The 18211-nt window shown below is 26.7% G+C and carries 24 protein-coding genes; 7 read left to right on the forward strand and 17 right to left on the reverse strand.

Annotated elements, in window-relative coordinates; genetic code table 11:
- Nucleotides 1-92 precede the first annotated feature (92 nt).
- Complete coding sequence (locus FRIFI_RS10160; protein ID WP_092924715.1) at nt 93-563, reverse strand: hypothetical protein; 471 nt, start codon at nt 561-563, stop codon at nt 93-95.
- Nucleotides 564-743: 180 nt separating this feature from the next.
- Here FRIFI_RS10160 and FRIFI_RS10165 point away from each other — a divergent pair, with 180 nt between their 5' ends.
- Nucleotides 744-2030 carry a transcriptional regulator gene (locus FRIFI_RS10165; RefSeq protein WP_092924713.1) on the forward strand — a complete coding sequence of 429 codons (1287 nt, stop codon included), beginning with the start codon at nt 744-746 and terminating at the stop codon, nt 2028-2030.
- A 38-nt stretch (nt 2031-2068) separates the two neighbouring features.
- Here FRIFI_RS10165 and FRIFI_RS10170 read toward each other — a convergent pair whose 3' ends face one another.
- The 3 genes from FRIFI_RS10170 to FRIFI_RS10180 are packed head-to-tail and all read right to left on the reverse strand — an operon-like array spanning nt 2069 to nt 4767.
- On the reverse strand, nt 2069-3382 hold the full coding sequence (locus FRIFI_RS10170) for a M20 family metallopeptidase (protein ID WP_166505788.1): 1314 nt from the start codon (nt 3380-3382) through the stop codon (nt 2069-2071).
- Nucleotides 3383-3426: 44 nt separating this feature from the next.
- Nucleotides 3427-3897 (reverse strand): hypothetical protein, encoded by a 471-nt coding sequence (locus FRIFI_RS10175; RefSeq protein WP_166505789.1) that lies wholly within the window; start codon nt 3895-3897, stop codon nt 3427-3429.
- A gap of 18 nt (nt 3898-3915) precedes the next feature.
- Entirely contained in the window at nt 3916-4767 is an 852-nt protein-coding gene (locus tag FRIFI_RS10180; RefSeq protein WP_092924707.1) for a DUF3100 domain-containing protein, read from the reverse strand.
- Nucleotides 4768-5088: 321 nt separating this feature from the next.
- On the opposite strand from FRIFI_RS10180, the gene FRIFI_RS10185 reads away from it, so the two are divergent.
- Nucleotides 5089-5607 (forward strand): gamma-glutamylcyclotransferase family protein, encoded by a 519-nt coding sequence (locus FRIFI_RS10185; RefSeq protein ID WP_166505790.1) that lies wholly within the window; start codon nt 5089-5091, stop codon nt 5605-5607.
- Between the two features lie 79 nt (nt 5608-5686).
- On the opposite strand, the gene dltC is transcribed toward FRIFI_RS10185, so the two are convergent.
- The 6 genes from dltC to FRIFI_RS10215 form a co-directional block, all read right to left on the reverse strand.
- On the reverse strand, nt 5687-5917 hold the full coding sequence (gene dltC / locus FRIFI_RS10190) for a D-alanine--poly(phosphoribitol) ligase subunit DltC (RefSeq protein ID WP_092924705.1): 231 nt from the start codon (nt 5915-5917) through the stop codon (nt 5687-5689).
- 18 nt (nt 5918-5935) lie between these two features.
- A complete protein-coding gene (gene dltB / locus FRIFI_RS10195; protein ID WP_092924703.1) occupies nt 5936-7084 on the reverse strand; it encodes a D-alanyl-lipoteichoic acid biosynthesis protein DltB in 1149 nt (382 codons plus the stop codon).
- Entirely contained in the window at nt 7084-8592 is a 1509-nt protein-coding gene (dltA, locus tag FRIFI_RS10200; protein WP_166505791.1) for a D-alanine--poly(phosphoribitol) ligase subunit DltA, read from the reverse strand. The genes dltB and dltA overlap by 1 nt, the downstream gene beginning before the upstream one ends.
- 15 nt (nt 8593-8607) lie before the next feature.
- Nucleotides 8608-8748, reverse strand: a complete 141-nt coding sequence (locus tag FRIFI_RS10205; protein WP_166504659.1) for a hypothetical protein — start codon at nt 8746-8748, stop codon at nt 8608-8610.
- On the reverse strand, nt 8714-9904 hold the full coding sequence (gene dltD, locus FRIFI_RS10210; RefSeq protein ID WP_166505792.1) for a D-alanyl-lipoteichoic acid biosynthesis protein DltD: 1191 nt from the start codon (nt 9902-9904) through the stop codon (nt 8714-8716). Before dltD ends, FRIFI_RS10205 begins: the two co-directional genes overlap by 35 nt.
- 445 nt (nt 9905-10349) lie before the next feature.
- Complete coding sequence (locus FRIFI_RS10215) at nt 10350-10616, reverse strand: Mor transcription activator family protein (RefSeq protein WP_092924697.1); 267 nt, start codon at nt 10614-10616, stop codon at nt 10350-10352.
- A gap of 209 nt (nt 10617-10825) precedes the next feature.
- Here FRIFI_RS10215 and FRIFI_RS10220 point away from each other — a divergent pair, with 209 nt between their 5' ends.
- The 3 genes from FRIFI_RS10220 to FRIFI_RS10230 are packed head-to-tail and all read left to right on the forward strand — an operon-like array spanning nt 10826 to nt 11509.
- Nucleotides 10826-11050, forward strand: a complete 225-nt coding sequence (locus FRIFI_RS10220) for a DUF1659 domain-containing protein (RefSeq protein ID WP_092924695.1) — start codon at nt 10826-10828, stop codon at nt 11048-11050.
- Between the two features lie 26 nt (nt 11051-11076).
- Nucleotides 11077-11304, forward strand: a complete 228-nt coding sequence (locus tag FRIFI_RS10225) for a DUF2922 domain-containing protein (RefSeq protein ID WP_092924693.1) — start codon at nt 11077-11079, stop codon at nt 11302-11304.
- A gap of 58 nt (nt 11305-11362) precedes the next feature.
- Nucleotides 11363-11509 carry a YvrJ family protein gene (locus FRIFI_RS10230; protein ID WP_092924691.1) on the forward strand — a complete coding sequence of 49 codons (147 nt, stop codon included), beginning with the start codon at nt 11363-11365 and terminating at the stop codon, nt 11507-11509.
- A gap of 73 nt (nt 11510-11582) precedes the next feature.
- Here the strand turns inward: FRIFI_RS10230 and FRIFI_RS10235 are convergent, their stop codons facing one another.
- The 5 genes from FRIFI_RS10235 to FRIFI_RS10255 all read right to left on the reverse strand — a co-directional run bounded on the left by FRIFI_RS10235 (nt 11583) and on the right by FRIFI_RS10255 (nt 15992).
- Nucleotides 11583-12698: a PD-(D/E)XK nuclease family protein gene (locus FRIFI_RS10235; RefSeq protein ID WP_166505793.1), complete on the reverse strand. Its 1116-nt coding sequence runs from the start codon at nt 12696-12698 to the stop codon at nt 11583-11585.
- Nucleotides 12699-13069: 371 nt separating this feature from the next.
- A complete protein-coding gene (locus FRIFI_RS10240; RefSeq protein ID WP_166505794.1) occupies nt 13070-13498 on the reverse strand; it encodes a DUF4829 domain-containing protein in 429 nt (142 codons plus the stop codon).
- 94 nt (nt 13499-13592) lie between these two features.
- Nucleotides 13593-14372: an ATP-binding protein gene (locus FRIFI_RS10245; RefSeq protein ID WP_240294397.1), complete on the reverse strand. Its 780-nt coding sequence runs from the start codon at nt 14370-14372 to the stop codon at nt 13593-13595.
- Nucleotides 14257-14940 carry a replication protein gene (locus tag FRIFI_RS10250; protein ID WP_166505795.1) on the reverse strand — a complete coding sequence of 228 codons (684 nt, stop codon included), beginning with the start codon at nt 14938-14940 and terminating at the stop codon, nt 14257-14259. Before FRIFI_RS10250 ends, FRIFI_RS10245 begins: the two co-directional genes overlap by 116 nt.
- Before the next feature lie 47 nt (nt 14941-14987).
- On the reverse strand, nt 14988-15992 hold the full coding sequence (locus tag FRIFI_RS10255) for a YqaJ viral recombinase family nuclease (protein ID WP_166505796.1): 1005 nt from the start codon (nt 15990-15992) through the stop codon (nt 14988-14990).
- Between the two features lie 70 nt (nt 15993-16062).
- Here FRIFI_RS10255 and FRIFI_RS10260 point away from each other — a divergent pair, with 70 nt between their 5' ends.
- Entirely contained in the window at nt 16063-16320 is a 258-nt protein-coding gene (locus tag FRIFI_RS10260) for a hypothetical protein (RefSeq protein ID WP_166505797.1), read from the forward strand.
- 30 nt (nt 16321-16350) lie between these two features.
- On the opposite strand, the gene FRIFI_RS10265 is transcribed toward FRIFI_RS10260, so the two are convergent.
- Together FRIFI_RS10265 and FRIFI_RS10270 are read right to left on the reverse strand one after the other, a co-directional pair.
- Complete coding sequence (locus tag FRIFI_RS10265) at nt 16351-17157, reverse strand: phage antirepressor KilAC domain-containing protein (protein ID WP_166505798.1); 807 nt, start codon at nt 17155-17157, stop codon at nt 16351-16353.
- A gap of 94 nt (nt 17158-17251) precedes the next feature.
- Entirely contained in the window at nt 17252-17467 is a 216-nt protein-coding gene (locus FRIFI_RS10270) for a helix-turn-helix transcriptional regulator (protein WP_092924677.1), read from the reverse strand.
- A gap of 262 nt (nt 17468-17729) precedes the next feature.
- On the opposite strand from FRIFI_RS10270, the gene FRIFI_RS10275 reads away from it, so the two are divergent.
- Nucleotides 17730-18131, forward strand: coding sequence for a helix-turn-helix domain-containing protein (locus FRIFI_RS10275; protein WP_092924675.1), 402 nt, complete (start codon nt 17730-17732; stop codon nt 18129-18131).
- The last annotated feature ends 80 nt before the right edge of the window (nt 18132-18211 follow it).

Here is an 18211-nt window from a genome sequence, read left to right on the forward strand (position 1 = left end):
AGTAAATCTTATCCGACAAATAAAACTAAAATTTTGTAGTTTTTTTGTAACTTTTTCTAGAAATATAGAGAAATTTATATTTAAAAACATTTTTATTTGAAATATTTTTTATTAAGTACCTCTGCACATTTTACACCATATGGAACTTTTTTAAGTCCAGTTTCTTTTTTAAATACTTCTACTAAATTTTTATTATTTTCAATATAGCTTTTATGATTTGGATAAATTATTGGATATTCTAAATAAGACATAAAGTACTCTAAATCTCTTCCACTACATCTTTTCCAATATCCATCCCATAATGTATTGTTTATATAGTCCCATTGTTCTATTGCCTTTCCATTTTCTATAAAGTATTTTATAGGGTCTGGAATAGGACTTGTATTTTTTTTAAATTCAAAGTCTAATTCACATAATTCTTTTATATATTCTGTTATTTCTTCATTTAAATTTTTCATATTCTTTTCTAATTTTTCTATTCTTACTAAATCTACTTTTAATGAACTTTTCTTATATGCCTTTGCATATATTTCTAGTAATTTATAATCTTTATCATTTATCATATATCTCTACCCCTAAAAATATATTTATTATAATATTTTGATAAACTCTATTGTTTACCTCTTTTTTAAACGATAAATTGTTTGTATTTCTATATTTTATAAATTCCTTCTATCATAATATATACTATGTTATAGTAAATTCATAATATGTAATTAATTTAGTGGTTTTGGAGGATATTTATGAAGATAGGAGTTGTAGGACCTTTAGATTCTAGTAAAAAAATAAAAGAATATTTAAATGAAATAGATAATGATTTAGAGATAAAATTATATATAAGAGAAAAGTTAGTAGATGCACCAGAAGTAATAGTAGATTGTGAAAATGAATGTGATGGAATAATATTTACAGGTTGTGGAGTTTATGAATCTGTTAGGGCTAAGCATAAAATAAACTTGCCTAATGTTTTTGTATCAAGAGGTAATGCAAGTATTGTTAAAGCTCTATGGCAAATAAAAAACAGTAATATAAATTTTAATAAGTTTAGTATAGATGTAGTTGATAATGAGATTTTAAGTGATGCTTTATATGAAATTGACTTTGATATTAATAATGTATATTCTATGCCTTATTCTAATGATATTTCTGAAATGGATTATGCTAAATGGCATATTGATTTATTTGAAAGTAAAAAAACAGATGTAATGTTAACTGGACTTGCAAATGTTTATAATTGCTTAAAGTCAAAAGGATATCCAGTATTTAGACTAGAAGCAACTAGACCTCTTATAAGAGTAAGTTATAATGAGCTAAAAAGTAAATATGAATTAAATAAAGCTAAACACTCTCAAATAGGTGTAGAGATTCTTAGCTTAGTAGATTATAAAGAAAGTATGGACAAGTATTACTCTAACATGATTAAAAGATGTGACCTTGATAAAATTATAGTTGAATATGTTAGAGATATACAAGGTTCTGTATTTAATTTTGGTAGAGATGAATACATAATATTTGCTCATAAAGGTGCTATTGAAAATGATATAAACTACAATAAATTATTTAGTTTAAAAAATAAAATAAAGTCTATTGGATTTTCTCTTGCTGTAGGTATTGGTATTGGAAATACTTCATATCAAGCTGAAACAAATGGATATAAAGCATTAAAGCGTTCTTTAGATTCTTCTGATTTTGATATATATTTAATTGATGAAAATAAGTTTTTAAAAGGTCCTCTAGGGTTAGATAGTGAAATTAACTATTCACTTATAGCCTCTGATGAATATACAATAGATATTTCTAAAAAGTCAGGACTAAGCTGTGAATCAATATCAAAAATTATAGCAATAAGTAATACTAGACAAAGTAAAATATATGATACAAAAGAGTTAGCTACACACTTAAATATAAGTGATAGAAGTGCTCGAAGAATTTTAAATAAATTAGTTTCAAAAGAACTAGCAAGAGTGTGTGCAAAGGGAACTAGTGAGGGGGTCGGTAGACCTAAAAACCTTGTAGAACTTTTATTTTAGTACAAAAAAGGGCTTATTAAAAGCCCTTTTTTTATTAATTATATAGTTCTATCGTATTTTTCTAAGAAGCTTAAGTACTCTTCTTTAGTCATTACAGGAGTGAAGTTATTTAATATTTCATTAGCTTCTTTTGCTCCATCAAATAATAAATCTACAACAGTCATAGCCATAGACTTTGCAGGTACTATGTATGCTAATTCTTCATCTACTATTTCATACTCTCTAGTATGAAGTGCCCCTTTTACACCACCTACCATTGGGTGAAGTGTTGGCATTAGATGAGATATATCACCAAAGTCAAATGAACCTGTAAAATCTCCACCGTCAACTATTTTTTCTGATTCTATTCCTAAATCAACTAAGTTATCACTAAATAATTTATCCATATCTCTATAACGAAGTATTGGTAAATATCCTGGTATTTCAGTTAATACTACCTCTGCTCCTACTGCATTACCACCTGCTATTAAAGCTCTATTTATTCTCTCACTAGCATCTATCATACCATCTATAGTTCTAGCTCTTACATATGATTCCATTTGAACATCAGCAGGTACAACATTTACTATATCTCCAGCTTTAGTTAAAATTGGATGGAATCTAACTCTTTCAGATTCTTTAAATGTTTCTCTTAGTGCATTTACATTATTTATAGCAAGCATTGCTGCATTTAAAGCATTTATTCCTTCATGTGGTGCTGAACCTGCATGTGATTCTTTTCCTATAAATTGAACTTTCTTTCCTATAAATCCATTACTTTCTGGACCTACTAATGCCTTATTTTCTCCCATATCTAATGAATGGAACATCATAGACATATCTATATTATCAAAGTATCCTCTTTTAACAAGTTCTTGCTTTCCACCAAAGTAAGTTATTTCACCTTTATTTTTTAATGATTGTCTATATTCTAACTCTATAAATTCTTCTGCTGGAGTAGCCATAAAAGATACTTTTCCATCAAGATTATCTAATACACCACTTTTAACTAATCCAACTGCAGCACCTAACATACCAGCTATTTGTATATTATGTCCACAAGTATGAGATGCACCTATTTCATTAGAGTGTTTATGCTCTTTACAAGATATTCCGTCTAATTCACCTAATATAGATACATGTGGTCCTTTTTTATCACTATTTGCAGTAGCCATACATCCTGTAACAGCTATATTTTTTTCTACTTCTAGTCCTAATTCTTCACTTAAAAAGTTTGATACAGCTTCAGTAGTTTTATATTCTTTATATCCGTATTCTGGATTTTCATATATTCCACGACCTACTTCTATTATTTTATCTCTATTTTCATCTATTGTTTTTATAATTAATTCTTTTAATTTAGCTTTATTCATAATTAATTCCTCCCAAAATATATAAATATTTGTATTATATTAAACTATATAACCCCTTGCATTTTTAGTACTATATGTCCTATAGATGCACAAGCAAAGAATATTGTTGTGAAAACTACTAAAGATATAACTACTATTTTCCAAGACATTTTCTTTAATTCTTCTATTTTATTACCTACAGATATTCCAGCAAATGCTAGTAGCGGTGTAGTTATAGCCATAAAGTTTATATTTGCAACTTGTTCATTAAATACATCTGATACTGGGTTTCCTGGAATACTAAGTATTAACCCTATTATTGTTGCAAATCCAAATGCAGGAAATATTGATTTTGGAAACATATCTTTTAATATCATTGCTGCCATAGCCGCTGCTATCATTATTAACATTCCTGGAAGAGCTGTAGTTATTGCTACTCCCTTACTTATATACTGTCCTATTAAAATCATAGCCCCAACCATTAGCATTACTATAAGTTGATTAAAACTTTTTTTAACATTTATATTAGCAAACATTTTTTATCCCTCTCTTTACTAAGCTACACTATTTTTTGATGTTTCTTTAGACTTTCTACCTATTTTAGGCTCTAAAACTTTATATAACTTATTTGTAAATGGTAAAGTTATAAATACTAAGAATATTAGTCCAGTTAAACTAGACATCATATTACTTGTAGCCCCATATGAAAGTATAGTATCAACCATAGCAGGATCAGCTGCTATTTCTGGTACTTTTGTAAGTGCTGCTGAAGCTGCAGTCATCATACTACCACTACCAACTCCTGTTGCCATACCAAGTGCATATGGATGAAGACCTGTATATATTGAAACAGAACCTAGTATAGAGAAGTATATAGTTCCTATTACTGTTCCCATTAAATATGTACCTAAAACACCACTACCTTCTGGTGAATTTATTCCGTATTTTTCAGATATAACTCCTAAAGAAGTTTCACGACTTATACTAGAGCAAGCCCCCACAGCTTCTCTTTTAAAACCAAATAGTAACGCTAAAGGAAGTGCTACTATAGGTGCTAATATATGTCCAAATTCTTGAGCTAAAAATGCTGGACCTGCTTGTATTATTTTTGCAAGGTTAGGACCAACTGTTGAACCATACTTTATACCAAGTAAAACAAGTGCGATACCAACAACATCTCCAGCTATATTTATTTCTTTTTCCCCAACCATTTCTTTTAATACTTTTATTTTCTTTCCTAATAAATCTGGTGTGATTATAATTCCTATAATTACTGCGTATAACATTGGGAATAATACTAAGGCTACAGAACCTAGCTTAACTGTATACTCTCCAATAAATTCGCACCCTACAACTATTAATAAAGTTGCAAGCATAACTTTCATAAGACTTTTGTTATTTTCCATATTTCCTCCCTAAAAAATATAAGTATTTAACTAAGACAAAGTTCCCCTTTTTAAGAATACGTTTGCCTATTTTCAAAAATAAAAACTTTACATAAAATATTTAAAGCTTTATTTTTGACATGTCATTAAGTTGTCCGTAATTAAAGAATAAAATATTTGGAGATTTTTGTCAATATATTTTTCATCTTAAACATTTGTATTTAAAAAATATTTATTTCAAAATGTTATTGACAAAATTTGTATAAAGTGATGATTTTTAAAAGTCAACTTTAGTATAGATTAACTTAATGTTAACTAATATCAAGAAAAGGGGTAGGTAAATTGAAGAAAAAATTAGTTGGTATCTTAGTAGCATCTAGTATGATGTTAATGGTTGGCTGTAGTGCAAAAGAAAGCAATAAAACGGAAGCTGAGGAAATCAAAAAAGTATTTATATATGGTAGTTTAAGAAGTGATATGTTTAACTACGATATATATTTAGACGGAAAAGTAACGAAAAATGATAAAGCTACTATAAAAGGTGATTTATCCCATATAGAAAATAAGGGGTACCCTGCTGTAACACCAGGAAATGGTGAAGTAATTGGGGAGTTAATGGAATTTAAAGATTTTGATTCTACTTTAAAAGAATTAGATGAATTAGAAGCTTATGAAGTAGGAAAAGAAAATGAAAATGAATATAATAGAGAAATAGTAGATGTTAAGTTAGAGGATGGAACTACAGAAAAAGCTTATTATTATGAGTATAATCCTCCAGCTGAATACAATAAAGATGATAAATTAGTTCCAGTTAAACATGGAGACTGGAAAGTATATATGGAAGAAAATAATAAAAAATAATAATTATATTAAGAAATAACACTCCATGTATATTATATGGAGTGTTATTTTTTAATTATTTAATAAACTAATTTAAATATTATTTTCTATTTTCTAAGAATTTAACTAAGTTATTAACTGTAGCCATGTCACTTCTTTCTAAGTCTGTTGGTTGAAGTACTATTCCTAATCTAGATTCTATTTCAAGTAATACTTGTATTATAGCTAGTGAGTCTAAAAGCTCTGCTTCAAATAAATCAAAATCTAAATCATCTCTTATTTCATCACTACCTAAAACATCTTCAAATATTTCTATAACTGTTTCTTGCATTTTGTTGTCCTCCTTAAATTAAGCAAAATATCCTGAGAATATTAATAGTCCAAAACATGCTATATTAAATGTTACAAATATTTGCACATATTCAAACCATTTCTCTTTTTTATGCTTTTTGTAGAATTTGGATTTTTTCTGATATATATCTGTAAGAACTAATGCTAGACCTTGATATATACCATATACTATATAAAACCATGTTAAACCATGCCAAAATCCCATAACTAACATTGTTATCATTTGAGCAACACGACCTGCTGTAGCTCTACTTTTAAATCTTTTCTTTCTCATAGAAGATATTAAATATCTTGAGAATATATAATCTCCAAACCATCTAGAAAGACTTATATGCCATCTTGTCCAGAATTCTTTCATATCTTTACTTATAAATGGTTTGTTAAAGTTATCTGGTGCTTTTATACCAAATATATAACTTGTACCTACTGCAAATAAACTATATCCTCCAAAGTCAAAGAATAAATATAAACTATAAGCATACATATAGCTTAGTGCATTTTTAAAAGTTATATCAGTAGGTATTTTTGACATCCAGTAAACATTTATTAAAAATGCTATTACAAACTTATATCCAATCCCCATAAATATTTTTTTAATACCTGGAGCTAAATATTCATTTACATATTCGCTTCTTGATATATTTTTTTCTAATTCTTTTTCAAATCTTCTTGATCTATCTATTGGTCCTGAACTTAATGTTGGGAAAAATAGTACAAAGTAAATCATATCTAATAATTTTACTTCTTTTATTGCCCCATCATAAATTTCTATAACCATTTGTATTGTTCTAAAGTTTAAATAAGATATTCCTATAAAACCAATAGTCCCCATTGATGTATATGGTGATAATTTATTAATTATTATTGGAGACATTGATGCTAATAAAAATAATCTATATACAAGCTTACTGTCTGTTTTCTTTCTTACATATTCATATCCTTTAACTACTATAACTTCAATTACCATAAAGGCTATTAAGAATTTTAGGTGTACATTTACTCCAACTATTAAAAGTATCATAAATGCAGTTGCTATCATTCCATAGTACTTTATCTTTTTTTCACAAAGTCCTAATATTATAGCTGGTATTGACGTTAATAATAATATATAAAGATAAAAATAATCTCCATATTGTGAAAAAGTCATTAAATTTCCTCCATAAGTTTCTTTCTATCTATTTTTCCGTTTATGTTTGTTGGGAATTCATCTATAACCTTTATATTTCTAGGAATCATATATGATGGTATATATTTTCCTAATTCTTTTTTGATTATCATCCCATTTTTAAGATTGCTTAGGGAGTTCTTTTCCTTTAATTGTACTATACCTGTTAAGTATGCTATTTTTTCATCCTTATAAACTGGTATAACTACTGCATTTTTTATATTTTCAACTTTTCTTAAGTTGTTTTCTATATCTTCTATTTCTATCCTAAATCCGTTTAATTTTATTTGGAAATCTTTTCTACCGTAGTAGTATATTCTTCCATCTAGAAGATATCCTATATCTCCTGTTTTATAAGCTCTATGTTTTACTCCATCTATTTCATCAAAGTAAAATACTTCATTAGTTTTTTCTTCATTGTTGAAGTATCCTTTTGAAACTGAAGGTCCTATTATTACTATTTCACCTTTTTCACCTTCACCTAGTTCATTTCCCTCTTCATCTATAATTTTTATCTTACAGTTTTCCATAGGGAATCCTACAGGTAAGCTTTTTTCATCTTCTACTAATTCCATAGTCATATCATTTACACTTACTCCAACAGTAGCTTCAGTTGGTCCGTATCCATTTATAACTCTAGTATTTTCAAATCTTTCTAAAAGTTCTTTTGTTAAACTCTTTGGAAGTGCTTCACCTATAAATATCATAGATTCAAGTTTTGGTAACATTTCACTATTAAAGCTCTTTTCTGTTACACAAACTCCTGCAAATGATGGTGTTGAAACCCATACTGCCATATCAGATTCACCAAATTGTCTAAATAGTTCCTTGTAGTCTGCTAATACTTTCTTTGTTAAAGAGAATAAAGTAGCACCATGAACTAATCCTGGATATATAGATGTAACTGATAAGTCAAATGAATATGCTGCTTGATTCATTATTACTTTTTCACTTCCATCTATGTTTAAATATGGACTAATCCAATCAACAAAGCTATCTAAGTTATTTGAACTTATTTGAACTCCCTTTGGTTTTCCTGTACTTCCTGATGTAAATAAGATGTATGCATTTTCATCATCTTTTACCCAGTTAGATTTATCTATTTCTTTATTTTCATATTTTTTTATAATTTCTTTTAATTCATTTTCATTAACTACATTTAAGCCTTCTAAGTTTACTTCACTAAAGTTAAATACAACTTTTGGCTTAATTTCACCAGTTACATCATATACTCTATCTAGTGGGAAACTTATATCAAGTGGTACATATGCTCTTCCTGATTTTAGGGCACCTATCATACATGCCATTATCATATTTTCCTTGTTTCCATATATAACTATTGGTGTGTTATCTTCATGTATCTCTTTTAAATATAAAGCTATTGCTTCTGAGTACTTATCTAAATCTTTATAAGAAAGACTTTCATCATTACATTTTAATGCTATCCTGTCTGTATTTGCGTATTTTTTTATACCTTCAATGATTTTCATTAGTAATCCTCCTTATTAAAATTCATTATATATAAATGGTAATTCTTTAAATGATGTAAATGTCATCACTAATATAGCCATTATTATAACTATTGTTAATGTAATACTTATCATTAAGTATTTATTGTTGATTAAGTTTTTTAAATAATTTTTCACAAACATCTACCCATCCTTTCGTACCAAGGTGCATAACGTCTCTTAAGTAATACTTTTCAGTTTCTTTGTCTCTTAAATCTATAACATCAAAACCTTTTTGTTTTGCCATATTTTCAGCTTTATCATAAAAAGCATGTCTTTCTTCTTTTGATATTCCTGTTAAGTTATAGAACTTGTCCATAGCTGGAAGCATAACAACTACTGGCTTTATTCCTAAATCTTTACATACTGATAATGTTAACTCATAATCATCAAATTCTCTTGATTCTAATAGATTAACATAATCGTATCTACCTTTCATCTTGTCTAGGTTTTTACCAAAGTTTTTCTCATAGTACATTTTGTCTATACATAAATCATTGTTTCCAACCCTCTTTTTAGCATCTTCAATTGCTTGTTTTGTCTCATTTTCCCAGTTAATAGGCTCTCCTTTTTTAACTTCTTTTTTCATAGGAGCTCTTAATAACTTTTTAAATAACATTCCCTTGTCTTTTAACACTACTTCAAATTGTCTTGCTTTAAAGTAAGGGTATAATATAGTTTTTTCTACTTTTGAAGTGAACGAATTGTCATTATATAACTTTGCATATACAGCTTCTGGCTTAAACTCTCCAGATCCAGCTAATAACTCACTTGCTCTTTTTGCAAACTCCTCTTTATTTTTCTTTGATATTTCAGGATTTTGTAAAAAGGCATAAAATTGAACAGGTGAAAATCTACCTTGGTAGTGGTGAGCTGTAACACCGCCTTTATCCATAAACCACTGCATAGAAAGTAGTAATACAACTTTTTTATCTTTTATATTAGGGTCTGTACTCCCAATTATAGTTGCATCTTGTAAGTTTTGAGTATATGCCTTTCCTATTATAAATACTTTATTTTTGCTTCTATTTGTATTGAAATAGTAAGTAGGATGTTGCTTTGTAGCATGTCCTAGTTCTGATGAACCTATCATCATAATGTCATTTTGTTTTAAAAGATGATTATTTAATATAATTCCCTTATCCTTTTCCACGCTTAGAGGATAATCCATTACAGGAATTAAATCTTTTTTATTTAATAGGTCTTTTATCTCATGATCTAGGAATTTGTCTAATCCGAATAAAAATAATCCTCCTATTAATACCGGCACAATGAAATAAGTTATTTTTTTCATATTTCTCTCCTCTAATTTAATCGTAATACCTAACTATTTTATTACTTTATCGACATATATTCAATAACACTTTTGTAACTTTATGTTTTTTTAAGGTATTTTTAAGATTTTTTTAAATTTTTTTTAAAATAATTTCAATCTTAAATATTTTATTTTTAGTATATTTCAAATAAAAAATATAAGTTTTTTATAATTTTTCTTTTAGTTAATAAAAATTTGCATAAAAAAAAGTATAGATATATATCTATACTTTTACCTTTTGTTTTAATTTTTTAGTTTTTAATAGTTTTATATTAAAAAACCTTAATTATTTAAGTTTAGTTATTTTTCTAATATTTAAATACTATATTTATATAATTAGTATTTTTGTTATCAATAAATATATAAATATATTTTTATTATAATGTATAATTTAATTTTTTAATAATTTTGTAACCTAATTTTTTTAAATTCTATCAATTTTGTCATTTATAATATTTCTAACTTGAACTTCACTTATGCCAAATTTTCTAGACAGTTCCTTGTAATTACCATTAAAATCTTTTTTCATAATTTTATTCCTAACAGATTTAGTAATACTACTTTCATTAGGAATGTATACGCTACTTCCCCCAGCAAACTTAACAAGCTTTTTAAAGGAATCTATTCCAATAACATCAGCTAAATCCTTAATAGACTCTGGTAAATCATCTTTAGTCAAATAATCTAGCATAAAATAGCACCTCCACCTTTAACTTAAATTATACTTAACTTTCAATATTTTTTAATATACTTCCTTCTATTTTTAATTATAAAATACAATACCCTACGTCGTGTTTTCATACATAGGTATTTAAATTTTTTTATAAAAAACTTTAATTTCTATTAAAACTCAAAATACCTATACTTATTATCAAGAACTACAAAAAAGGGGGAATGATTATGGCAGTAGTAGCAACTAAAAATCTATCAGGATTAAAGATAAGATTTGACTGTGGTATGGATGATGTAACTGGAAAGACAAAGGTAAAAAGTAAGACTTACTCTAATGTTGACCCAGAAGCAACAGATGATGATGTATATGCTGTTGGATCTGTTATAGCATCACTTCAAAATAATACGTTACTTGAAGTAGCTATAATAGATAACACTACATTATCAGAATAGGTTATTAAATTATATGGAGGTGTATTATGGAAATTACAAAGAAATTATTAATGAGCTTTATGACAACATCAGGAAAAAAAGTTTCTATATCAGTAGATGACCCTAGAGAAAATTTAACTGAATCAGAGATAAAAACAGCTATGACTACTATACTTTCTAAAAATATATTTAAACCAGGTGGAGAAAACTTTGCATCTTTAGTAGAGGCTAAAGTTGTTGAAACTGGAACTACTGAGTACGACTTGGTTTTATAGTTAATAAGGCTATGCTATTTTTAGCATAGCTTTTAATTTATTGAAAGGATGTGTTTTTATGAATTCTGAATTACAAAATCTTATAGCTTCTGTTGGCTTTCCTATAGCCCTTAGTATGTATTTGCTTGTAAGGATTGAAGGAAAGCTTCAGGTTCTATCTGATAGTATTAATGAGTTATCTAAAAATATAATAGGAATGAAATAAATGAGCTGTAAAATACAGCTCATTTGTTGTTTATATTAAGTTATCATAAAATCAACTTCTATTTACTCATGGCCTACTTTAAACACTTATCTACTATGTTTTCTACTATAATCATATACTTTTCAATTGACTCTATAAACTCTTTAATTGTGATATTTTCATCTATTGGTATATTAATAGATGCTATCGTGTTAGACCCGTTGTAAGGTTTTATATTACTATCTCCAAGCTCATGAATTTCATTATGTACTAAACCTTTTACATAATCTCTTTTAGTTATATATTTTTGATAATCTTCTTCATTTGTTTTTTCTATTAATCTTTTTCTAGGTATATATGGTCTAGGTTCATAATGTAGAGGTAATGTCATCTTTTTATTAAAAATATCAAAAGATGCTTCTAGATGTATATCATAACAATCTTTTGTTATTTTATAAGTATTATTTATAAATCGTGCTTCCTCTTTTCCTATCCAACTATCTTTAGATATTTTTGCATAATAACTTAACCTACCATTTCCACCTGCCTTTCCAATTTCTCTAACACTTAGTCCACTTTTACCGTTTATATTTTTTACTATATTTTTAAACTTTATAAATGCCCTAGTTTTATCTTCTTCATTAAAACAACTATCTATAAGTTTATCATATTCATTAATATCTAAATCTTTATAGAAATCTTTTAATATTGATACAAAATCACAATATACTCTTTTTAATACTTCATCTTCAATATCTACGTCTACATTTTCAATTAAATCTTTATATGTTATGTTTTTAAATTTATCCCCAGTAGGTATTTGTTCAGGAATTAAAGTTAAAAATATAAACTCTGTTGTTAAATCTTTATTTTTTAATTCCAATAACTTATTATCTACTAAATCCTCTATACATTTTTCATCTGAATACCTTAAAGTTTGATTAAACCCTTCATCTGCCTTTAACTTATTTTCCACTATTAATAATCTTGAATCTTTTTCATTTTCTAATGTTACAATTATATCTGGAATACCAGCTGATGTTGCTATTCTTGTATAAGCCTTAACTTTAAAATCTGATGGATTTTCTATATTTAAAATATTTTTAATAAATGAGTTTCTAAATACTTTAGATTCATTTATTAATCCAACTATTAAGTTGCTTATTATATCTTCTTTGTACGTTATTCCTAATAAGTTTACTATATTCATTTTATCCCTCATGTTTTATAATTTATAAACAATATTTATTTTTTAACTGTAATATTATACCATATTTTATATTTACCTGAATCGCAAATGAAAACATTTACAATTATTCTAATGTATATCCATACTTTTTATGATTTATAATTAAGTCTAAATCATCTAATATATTTTATTCTAATTATTTATTTATAAATTTTTTGTATATTAATTCCATTTTAGGGCATACTTTAAATATCCTACTAAAATAAATCCATTATTATTTTTTATTCTTTTTATTTAATATAATTTTCACTAATTAAAAAAGACAGGCATCGGAAACCTGTCTTTTTTATTACTTAAATTGTTTATTTTTGCTATTTATAATAAATTAAATTCTAATAACCCGAACCATCAATTTTCCAATTGCCTGCTTTATTATCTCTTATCAATGTCCATTGATAGTCTGTGTATGTGGTATTTGGCTCTAAAACAGGATTGTCACCAGAGCCATCAACATCAAAATCTGATAGTAAAACAATAACATTTTCTGCCCTAGCTCCATTTTCCAAACCACGTCCATATTCTAAATAAGCATCAACCCAATGATTAGATTTCTCTTCATCATACCATATCTTTGTTAAAGTAGATCCTTCAAAACTAAAATTATCTTTAACACATTTAATTGCATTATCTATTTCCTCTTTAGAAAATTTAGTAGATTCACTAACTTCAATTTTAATATCATTAGATACTTTTCCTTTATTACAGCCAACTAATGAAAATATTGATAATATAAAACAAAGACATATAATAAGTTTTTTCATATAACTCCCCTTTTATTTAATAATTTGTTATTACTATTATTTTACATAATTTTGTAATATATCTCAATTTTCATATTATATAAACTTAGTTTCTCTATCCCCTCATCCTATAATTAAGCTTCTTTCCTCTAATCTCACAAATATAATCACCACACATCTCAACAATCCTACTACCAATAGCCTCATCAATATCTATAAGCTCACTAACTTTCTTTTCACAACTAACAATAACAGGCAAATTATTAAAATATCTATGATTTACAATCTCAAAAATAATATTAACATCACTATGGCTTATCCTACCCTTAAACAAATCATCAATCAAAAGGACTCTAGCATTTTTATACCTATTCATAACATTGTTATAATAAACTTCATCCATAATATTTTGCTTAAGCCTAGTTATAACATCCCTATAACCCATATACACAACACCAACACCACTATCCATAAGCTCATTACAAATAGCAAGACTTAAGTGAGTCTTACCAGAGCCTACTTGTCCTAAAAACATAATAGAATTTCCTCTATCATTTTCAATTTCATTAAAAAACTTTACATAATCACTAGCCTTTTTATAAGCATCCATTAGAATCATATCTACTGAGTAGTCAAAGTTATCAAATCTTTTATTTCTAAACTTTTCACTTATTCCACTCTTTTTTAAAATATCTTCAGCTTCTCTAACTTTTCTACAACTACAAGGAATTGCTACACCATCATTTATAATAAAAGTCATATCTCTACACTTATAACATCTATATTCTTTTAAGTTCTTCTCTAAACTTTCTAAGTTGTTCTTCACTTGGCTTTTTATAAAGTACTCCATCCTCTTTTTCATATTTTGTGGTACATTTAAATTTTTTAAACTCATTTTTATACTTTCCATCACTACCACCCCTATTTATCTCATCATCTCTATATTTTTCTTTTTCTTTTTGTTTTTCTTTTTGTTTTTCTTTTTCCCCATACCCATACTCAAAGTTATTTTCTACTTTAGTTATGGGTATAGATACACTATCCATAGTGGTAATATTTTTATTTTTTATGTCTATAGCGTATCCATACCTATGACATTCTTTTAAAAATAAATTTATAAGGTCAATGCTTTTAATATCTAAAAGTTCTTTTTCTACGCATTTTTTAACCTTTGGACTTACCACCTTGTTGTGCTTAAGCCAATTCTTAATAAAAATCTCCTTACTTTCCTCACTATAAATAATTTTTCCATAGTCCTCAAATCTTTTAAGAAGCTTTTCTACTGTTTCTCTGTTGTATCCTGTTTCTGTTTCTATAATCCTTTTAGGTAATTCATATATTCCACATTGGCTAGTCTTGCTATTTGTCATAAGGTAAATATAAAAATATTTCTCCTCTGGTGTTAAATCAAGTACAAAACCATCTTGCCAATAATCTATGTGTATATGCCTATAAACTGCCATATTAATCCCCCTAATTTTAAGCTTTTAAATCCATAATTAATTTTTCCTTAAATTCTAAACACTCTTGATGTAGTAGTTTTCATGTACTTTTTAGCTAAATCAGGATGTTCTTTTTTTAATCTTTTAGAATCTAATATATTTTTACTTTGCTTTTTCCAACTAATTTTTCTATCCCCAATATAAGCTATTTCATACTCTTTCATTTGACTTTGTATATATTGTTCTATAGCCTTTTTCTCACTATCTAACTCTTTTATAAGACCTACTACATCATCATATCTATTTAAGTAATTTTCCTTTTCAAATAGTATTATCTCTTCTTCTTTGCTTTCTTTATAAAGATTTTTAAGTACCTTTGAATAATCATCACTTCCATCTGGTATTGGGATATTATCTCCTAGTACACACTTTTCCCAAAACATTTTCTCTAACTTCATAATATCTTCTATTATTTCTTCATCTCTATCAATCTTATGAATAACCAAATCTTCATTACCTATAAGTGCTGCTACATAACAATGAGTAGCTCCTGTAACTGCCATATAATGATAACATTGTACTTTATAATTAATTGGCACCCCATTTTTCCATTCTCCTTTAAAGTAGCTTCCACTTACCTTGCACTCTAAAAATGCTTTTTCTCCTACAATAGCTCTATCAATATTTGCTATTGCAAATGGATATTTATCATTTTTAAGTATCCCATTAATATTTCTGACTTTCTTATTAGTTTTTAAGGCAAATTCCTTAGCTACAAAATCCTTTAACTTATTACCTAGCTCTATTTTGTAATTTGTATAAATAGTATCTTCAATATGTTGTGTATTTTTATTTAACATACTATTTATAGTTTTATCATCTATATTGTTTATGTTATTTTTTATATAGTTAAGTTTTTCTAAATATACACTTACAGAGCTTTTGTATGGATTAAGCCCAACTACGCTAGATGCATCACTTCCACCTATACCTTTTCCCCTTTCCTTTAACCACTCATATTTACTCATTTTCTTTGTATTATGAGTTATATTAGCCTCTAAAAATTTTCTCATTAGTTTATCCCCCTTTATATTTATTTGTAAGTTTTTTCCTAGTAATATATAATACTTCTGAGGTGATTATTTGAAATTAACTGATAAACAGCAATTTATAATATTTTTATTACTTGCCATAGGTTTAAGTATATTTGATGCTATATTTTTACCTAATACCAACTTTAGTTCTTATAATTCTCTAATTAGCGTATTTGTTGTAATTATATTAATTAGAGTACTTTATAGATTTTTTAAAGATTTTAAATCATTTACAAAAGTAGATATACTAGGATATATAGTTGTTTTTATTATTGGTTTATCTTTATTATTTACTGTTAATACTTAAGGTGGTTAATTTTAACCATTATTTTTTTATCTATTTATAAGTTTTTTCTAAAAAATATTTTTGACCTTTTCCAGTTATAAGTGTTGTTGTTGATATTATTTCACCTTCACTTGTATTTAAAATACTTTCAGATACTTTAAAAAGCCCTCTTTCTATATACACTTGCTTTGGCATGTTCTTTTCTTTACCACTTTTTATAAGATAACCATTTGCTCTTAACATACTAAATAGTCTATTTCTTCCTATTTTTATGTTATTGTTGTTTAATATTTTAGCAAACTGTCCTATTGTTATAGCATCTTCACTTGTAGCTATAGTTTTTGCAAAATTTACAAGTGGCTTATCTAGTTCTATAGTTTTTTCAAGCTTTCTAGCCTTTTTCTCTACTAACATTCTTTGATTTCTTTCTTCCTTTAACTTAGTTACCATTTGTATTATAAAGTCTGGATTTTCTAAAGCTTTTTCAATAACATCTTCATTCATATAAGCTCCATTTTTTCTAATAGAAGGTATTACTTCTTCCATTATCCACTTTTCAAATCTTTTTGCACTAGGTAGTTTTGACCTAATAATTAATCTATACACATTACTTTCATCTATAAATTTCTTTCTAACAAATTGTATTATTTCACTTTTATTATCTCTAAAACCAGTAACTACCCCCACGTCGGAAAAAATTACCCCCTCTTTTTTACAATGTCTTATTATTGCATCTCTAGGATTTACATATCCTAATATCTTAGCTATTCCTATAGCCTCTATATATTCCTTGTTATTTACTACTATTACATTTATTTCTCCAAATTCCTTATTAAAAAATACCTTTAAATCTCTCATATAAATCCCCTTTGTATATATTTATTATCATTTTTTATAATTTAGCTATTTTTATTACCTTTTGGTAATATAATAAGTAAAAATTTTTGTATAACTAATTCTCAATATCTAAATTTAAAAATATCTCATTTACTTCTTTAATATTAAGATTTAATACCTTACTTATTTTTACTACTTCCTCTAATGAAAAATCTACCCTTCCATTTTCTTTAAGATTATAAGTTTTTGTATTCATCCCCATCATATTTGCTACTTTAACTTGTGTTAATCCAAATAATGCCCTTTTTGATTTAAGTATTCTAAGTCCCATTATTTTACTCCCCTATCTCTATTTTATTTTTTTATGATAAATATTTTTTTGCTCCTTTGTAACTAAATATTACATCCATATTTTGTAAGTGTCAATTAGTTTTTGGTAATTTTATTATACAAATTATCATTTTTTTAGTAATTTGTATATTTTGTATATTTTTATTACCGTATGTACATTTTTATTTCCTTTTTAATAACACTGTGATATTATTAAAATATAACTAAATAATGTTAATTTTAACCAAAGGAGCGTGAAGAATTTGGAGACTATTGCACAGAGAATTTCTAGAGCTAGACGTTATTTAAATTTAAATCAAAAAGAATTAGCAAAAAGAGCAAATATAACAGAAGCTAGTTTATCTAGATATGAAAATGGATTAAGAGAACCAAAATCTGCCGTACTTTCAAGACTTGCTGATGCACTTGAAGTGTCTACTGACTACTTACTAGGCCTTACTGATGAAAGAACTTATGATGAATGTGATATAACTAAAAAAAGTGAAAAAGATATTAAAAACATATTAGAAAATGCTGAAGAAATGTTAAAGCAAGATGGATTAATGTTTTGTGGTAAGCCAGCTTCTAAAGAAGCCATAGATGGGGTTTTACAAGCTATTAAAATGGGGATGCTTTTAGCTATAGACAAAGAAAAGAATAAATAGTAATAACTTTTAATTTTTTGAGCGAAGCGATTTTTGAGCAACGGACGAAGTCGTTGGCGACATGAGCAAAGCGATTTTTA

The sequence above is a fragment of the Romboutsia hominis genome, from assembly GCF_900002575.1.
In the GTDB taxonomy this organism is placed as follows: domain Bacteria; phylum Bacillota; class Clostridia; order Peptostreptococcales; family Peptostreptococcaceae; genus Romboutsia_C; species Romboutsia_C hominis.

Excerpts from the sequence above, each read along its gene's own strand:
- FRIFI_RS10235 (WP_166505793.1), bottom strand. The coding sequence starts at position 12,698 with ATGAATATAGTAAACTTATTAGGAATAACGTACAAAGAAGATATAATA.
- FRIFI_RS10230 (WP_092924691.1), top strand. The coding sequence starts at position 11,363 with ATGAATTCTGAATTACAAAATCTTATAGCTTCTGTTGGCTTTCCTATA.
- FRIFI_RS10175 (WP_166505789.1), bottom strand. The coding sequence starts at position 3,897 with ATGTTTGCTAATATAAATGTTAAAAAAAGTTTTAATCAACTTATAGTA.
- FRIFI_RS10160 (WP_092924715.1), bottom strand. The coding sequence starts at position 563 with ATGATAAATGATAAAGATTATAAATTACTAGAAATATATGCAAAGGCA.
- FRIFI_RS10225 (WP_092924693.1), top strand. The coding sequence starts at position 11,077 with ATGGAAATTACAAAGAAATTATTAATGAGCTTTATGACAACATCAGGA.
- dltD (WP_166505792.1), bottom strand. The coding sequence starts at position 9,904 with ATGAAAAAAATAACTTATTTCATTGTGCCGGTATTAATAGGAGGATTA.
- FRIFI_RS10250 (WP_166505795.1), bottom strand. The coding sequence starts at position 14,940 with ATGGCAGTTTATAGGCATATACACATAGATTATTGGCAAGATGGTTTT.
- dltA (WP_166505791.1), bottom strand. The coding sequence starts at position 8,592 with ATGAAAATCATTGAAGGTATAAAAAAATACGCAAATACAGACAGGATA.
- dltC (WP_092924705.1), bottom strand. The coding sequence starts at position 5,917 with ATGCAAGAAACAGTTATAGAAATATTTGAAGATGTTTTAGGTAGTGAT.
- FRIFI_RS10255 (WP_166505796.1), bottom strand. The coding sequence starts at position 15,992 with ATGAGAAAATTTTTAGAGGCTAATATAACTCATAATACAAAGAAAATG.
- FRIFI_RS10180 (WP_092924707.1), bottom strand. The coding sequence starts at position 4,767 with ATGGAAAATAACAAAAGTCTTATGAAAGTTATGCTTGCAACTTTATTA.
- FRIFI_RS10265 (WP_166505798.1), bottom strand. The coding sequence starts at position 17,157 with ATGAGAGATTTAAAGGTATTTTTTAATAAGGAATTTGGAGAAATAAAT.
- FRIFI_RS10215 (WP_092924697.1), bottom strand. The coding sequence starts at position 10,616 with ATGCTAGATTATTTGACTAAAGATGATTTACCAGAGTCTATTAAGGAT.
- FRIFI_RS10165 (WP_092924713.1), top strand. The coding sequence starts at position 744 with ATGAAGATAGGAGTTGTAGGACCTTTAGATTCTAGTAAAAAAATAAAA.
- FRIFI_RS10240 (WP_166505794.1), bottom strand. The coding sequence starts at position 13,498 with ATGAAAAAACTTATTATATGTCTTTGTTTTATATTATCAATATTTTCA.
- dltB (WP_092924703.1), bottom strand. The coding sequence starts at position 7,084 with ATGACTTTTTCACAATATGGAGATTATTTTTATCTTTATATATTATTA.
- FRIFI_RS10270 (WP_092924677.1), bottom strand. The coding sequence starts at position 17,467 with ATGGGACTTAGAATACTTAAATCAAAAAGGGCATTATTTGGATTAACA.
- FRIFI_RS10220 (WP_092924695.1), top strand. The coding sequence starts at position 10,826 with ATGGCAGTAGTAGCAACTAAAAATCTATCAGGATTAAAGATAAGATTT.
- FRIFI_RS10245 (WP_240294397.1), bottom strand. The coding sequence starts at position 14,372 with ATGAGTTTAAAAAATTTAAATGTACCACAAAATATGAAAAAGAGGATG.
- FRIFI_RS10170 (WP_166505788.1), bottom strand. The coding sequence starts at position 3,382 with ATGAATAAAGCTAAATTAAAAGAATTAATTATAAAAACAATAGATGAA.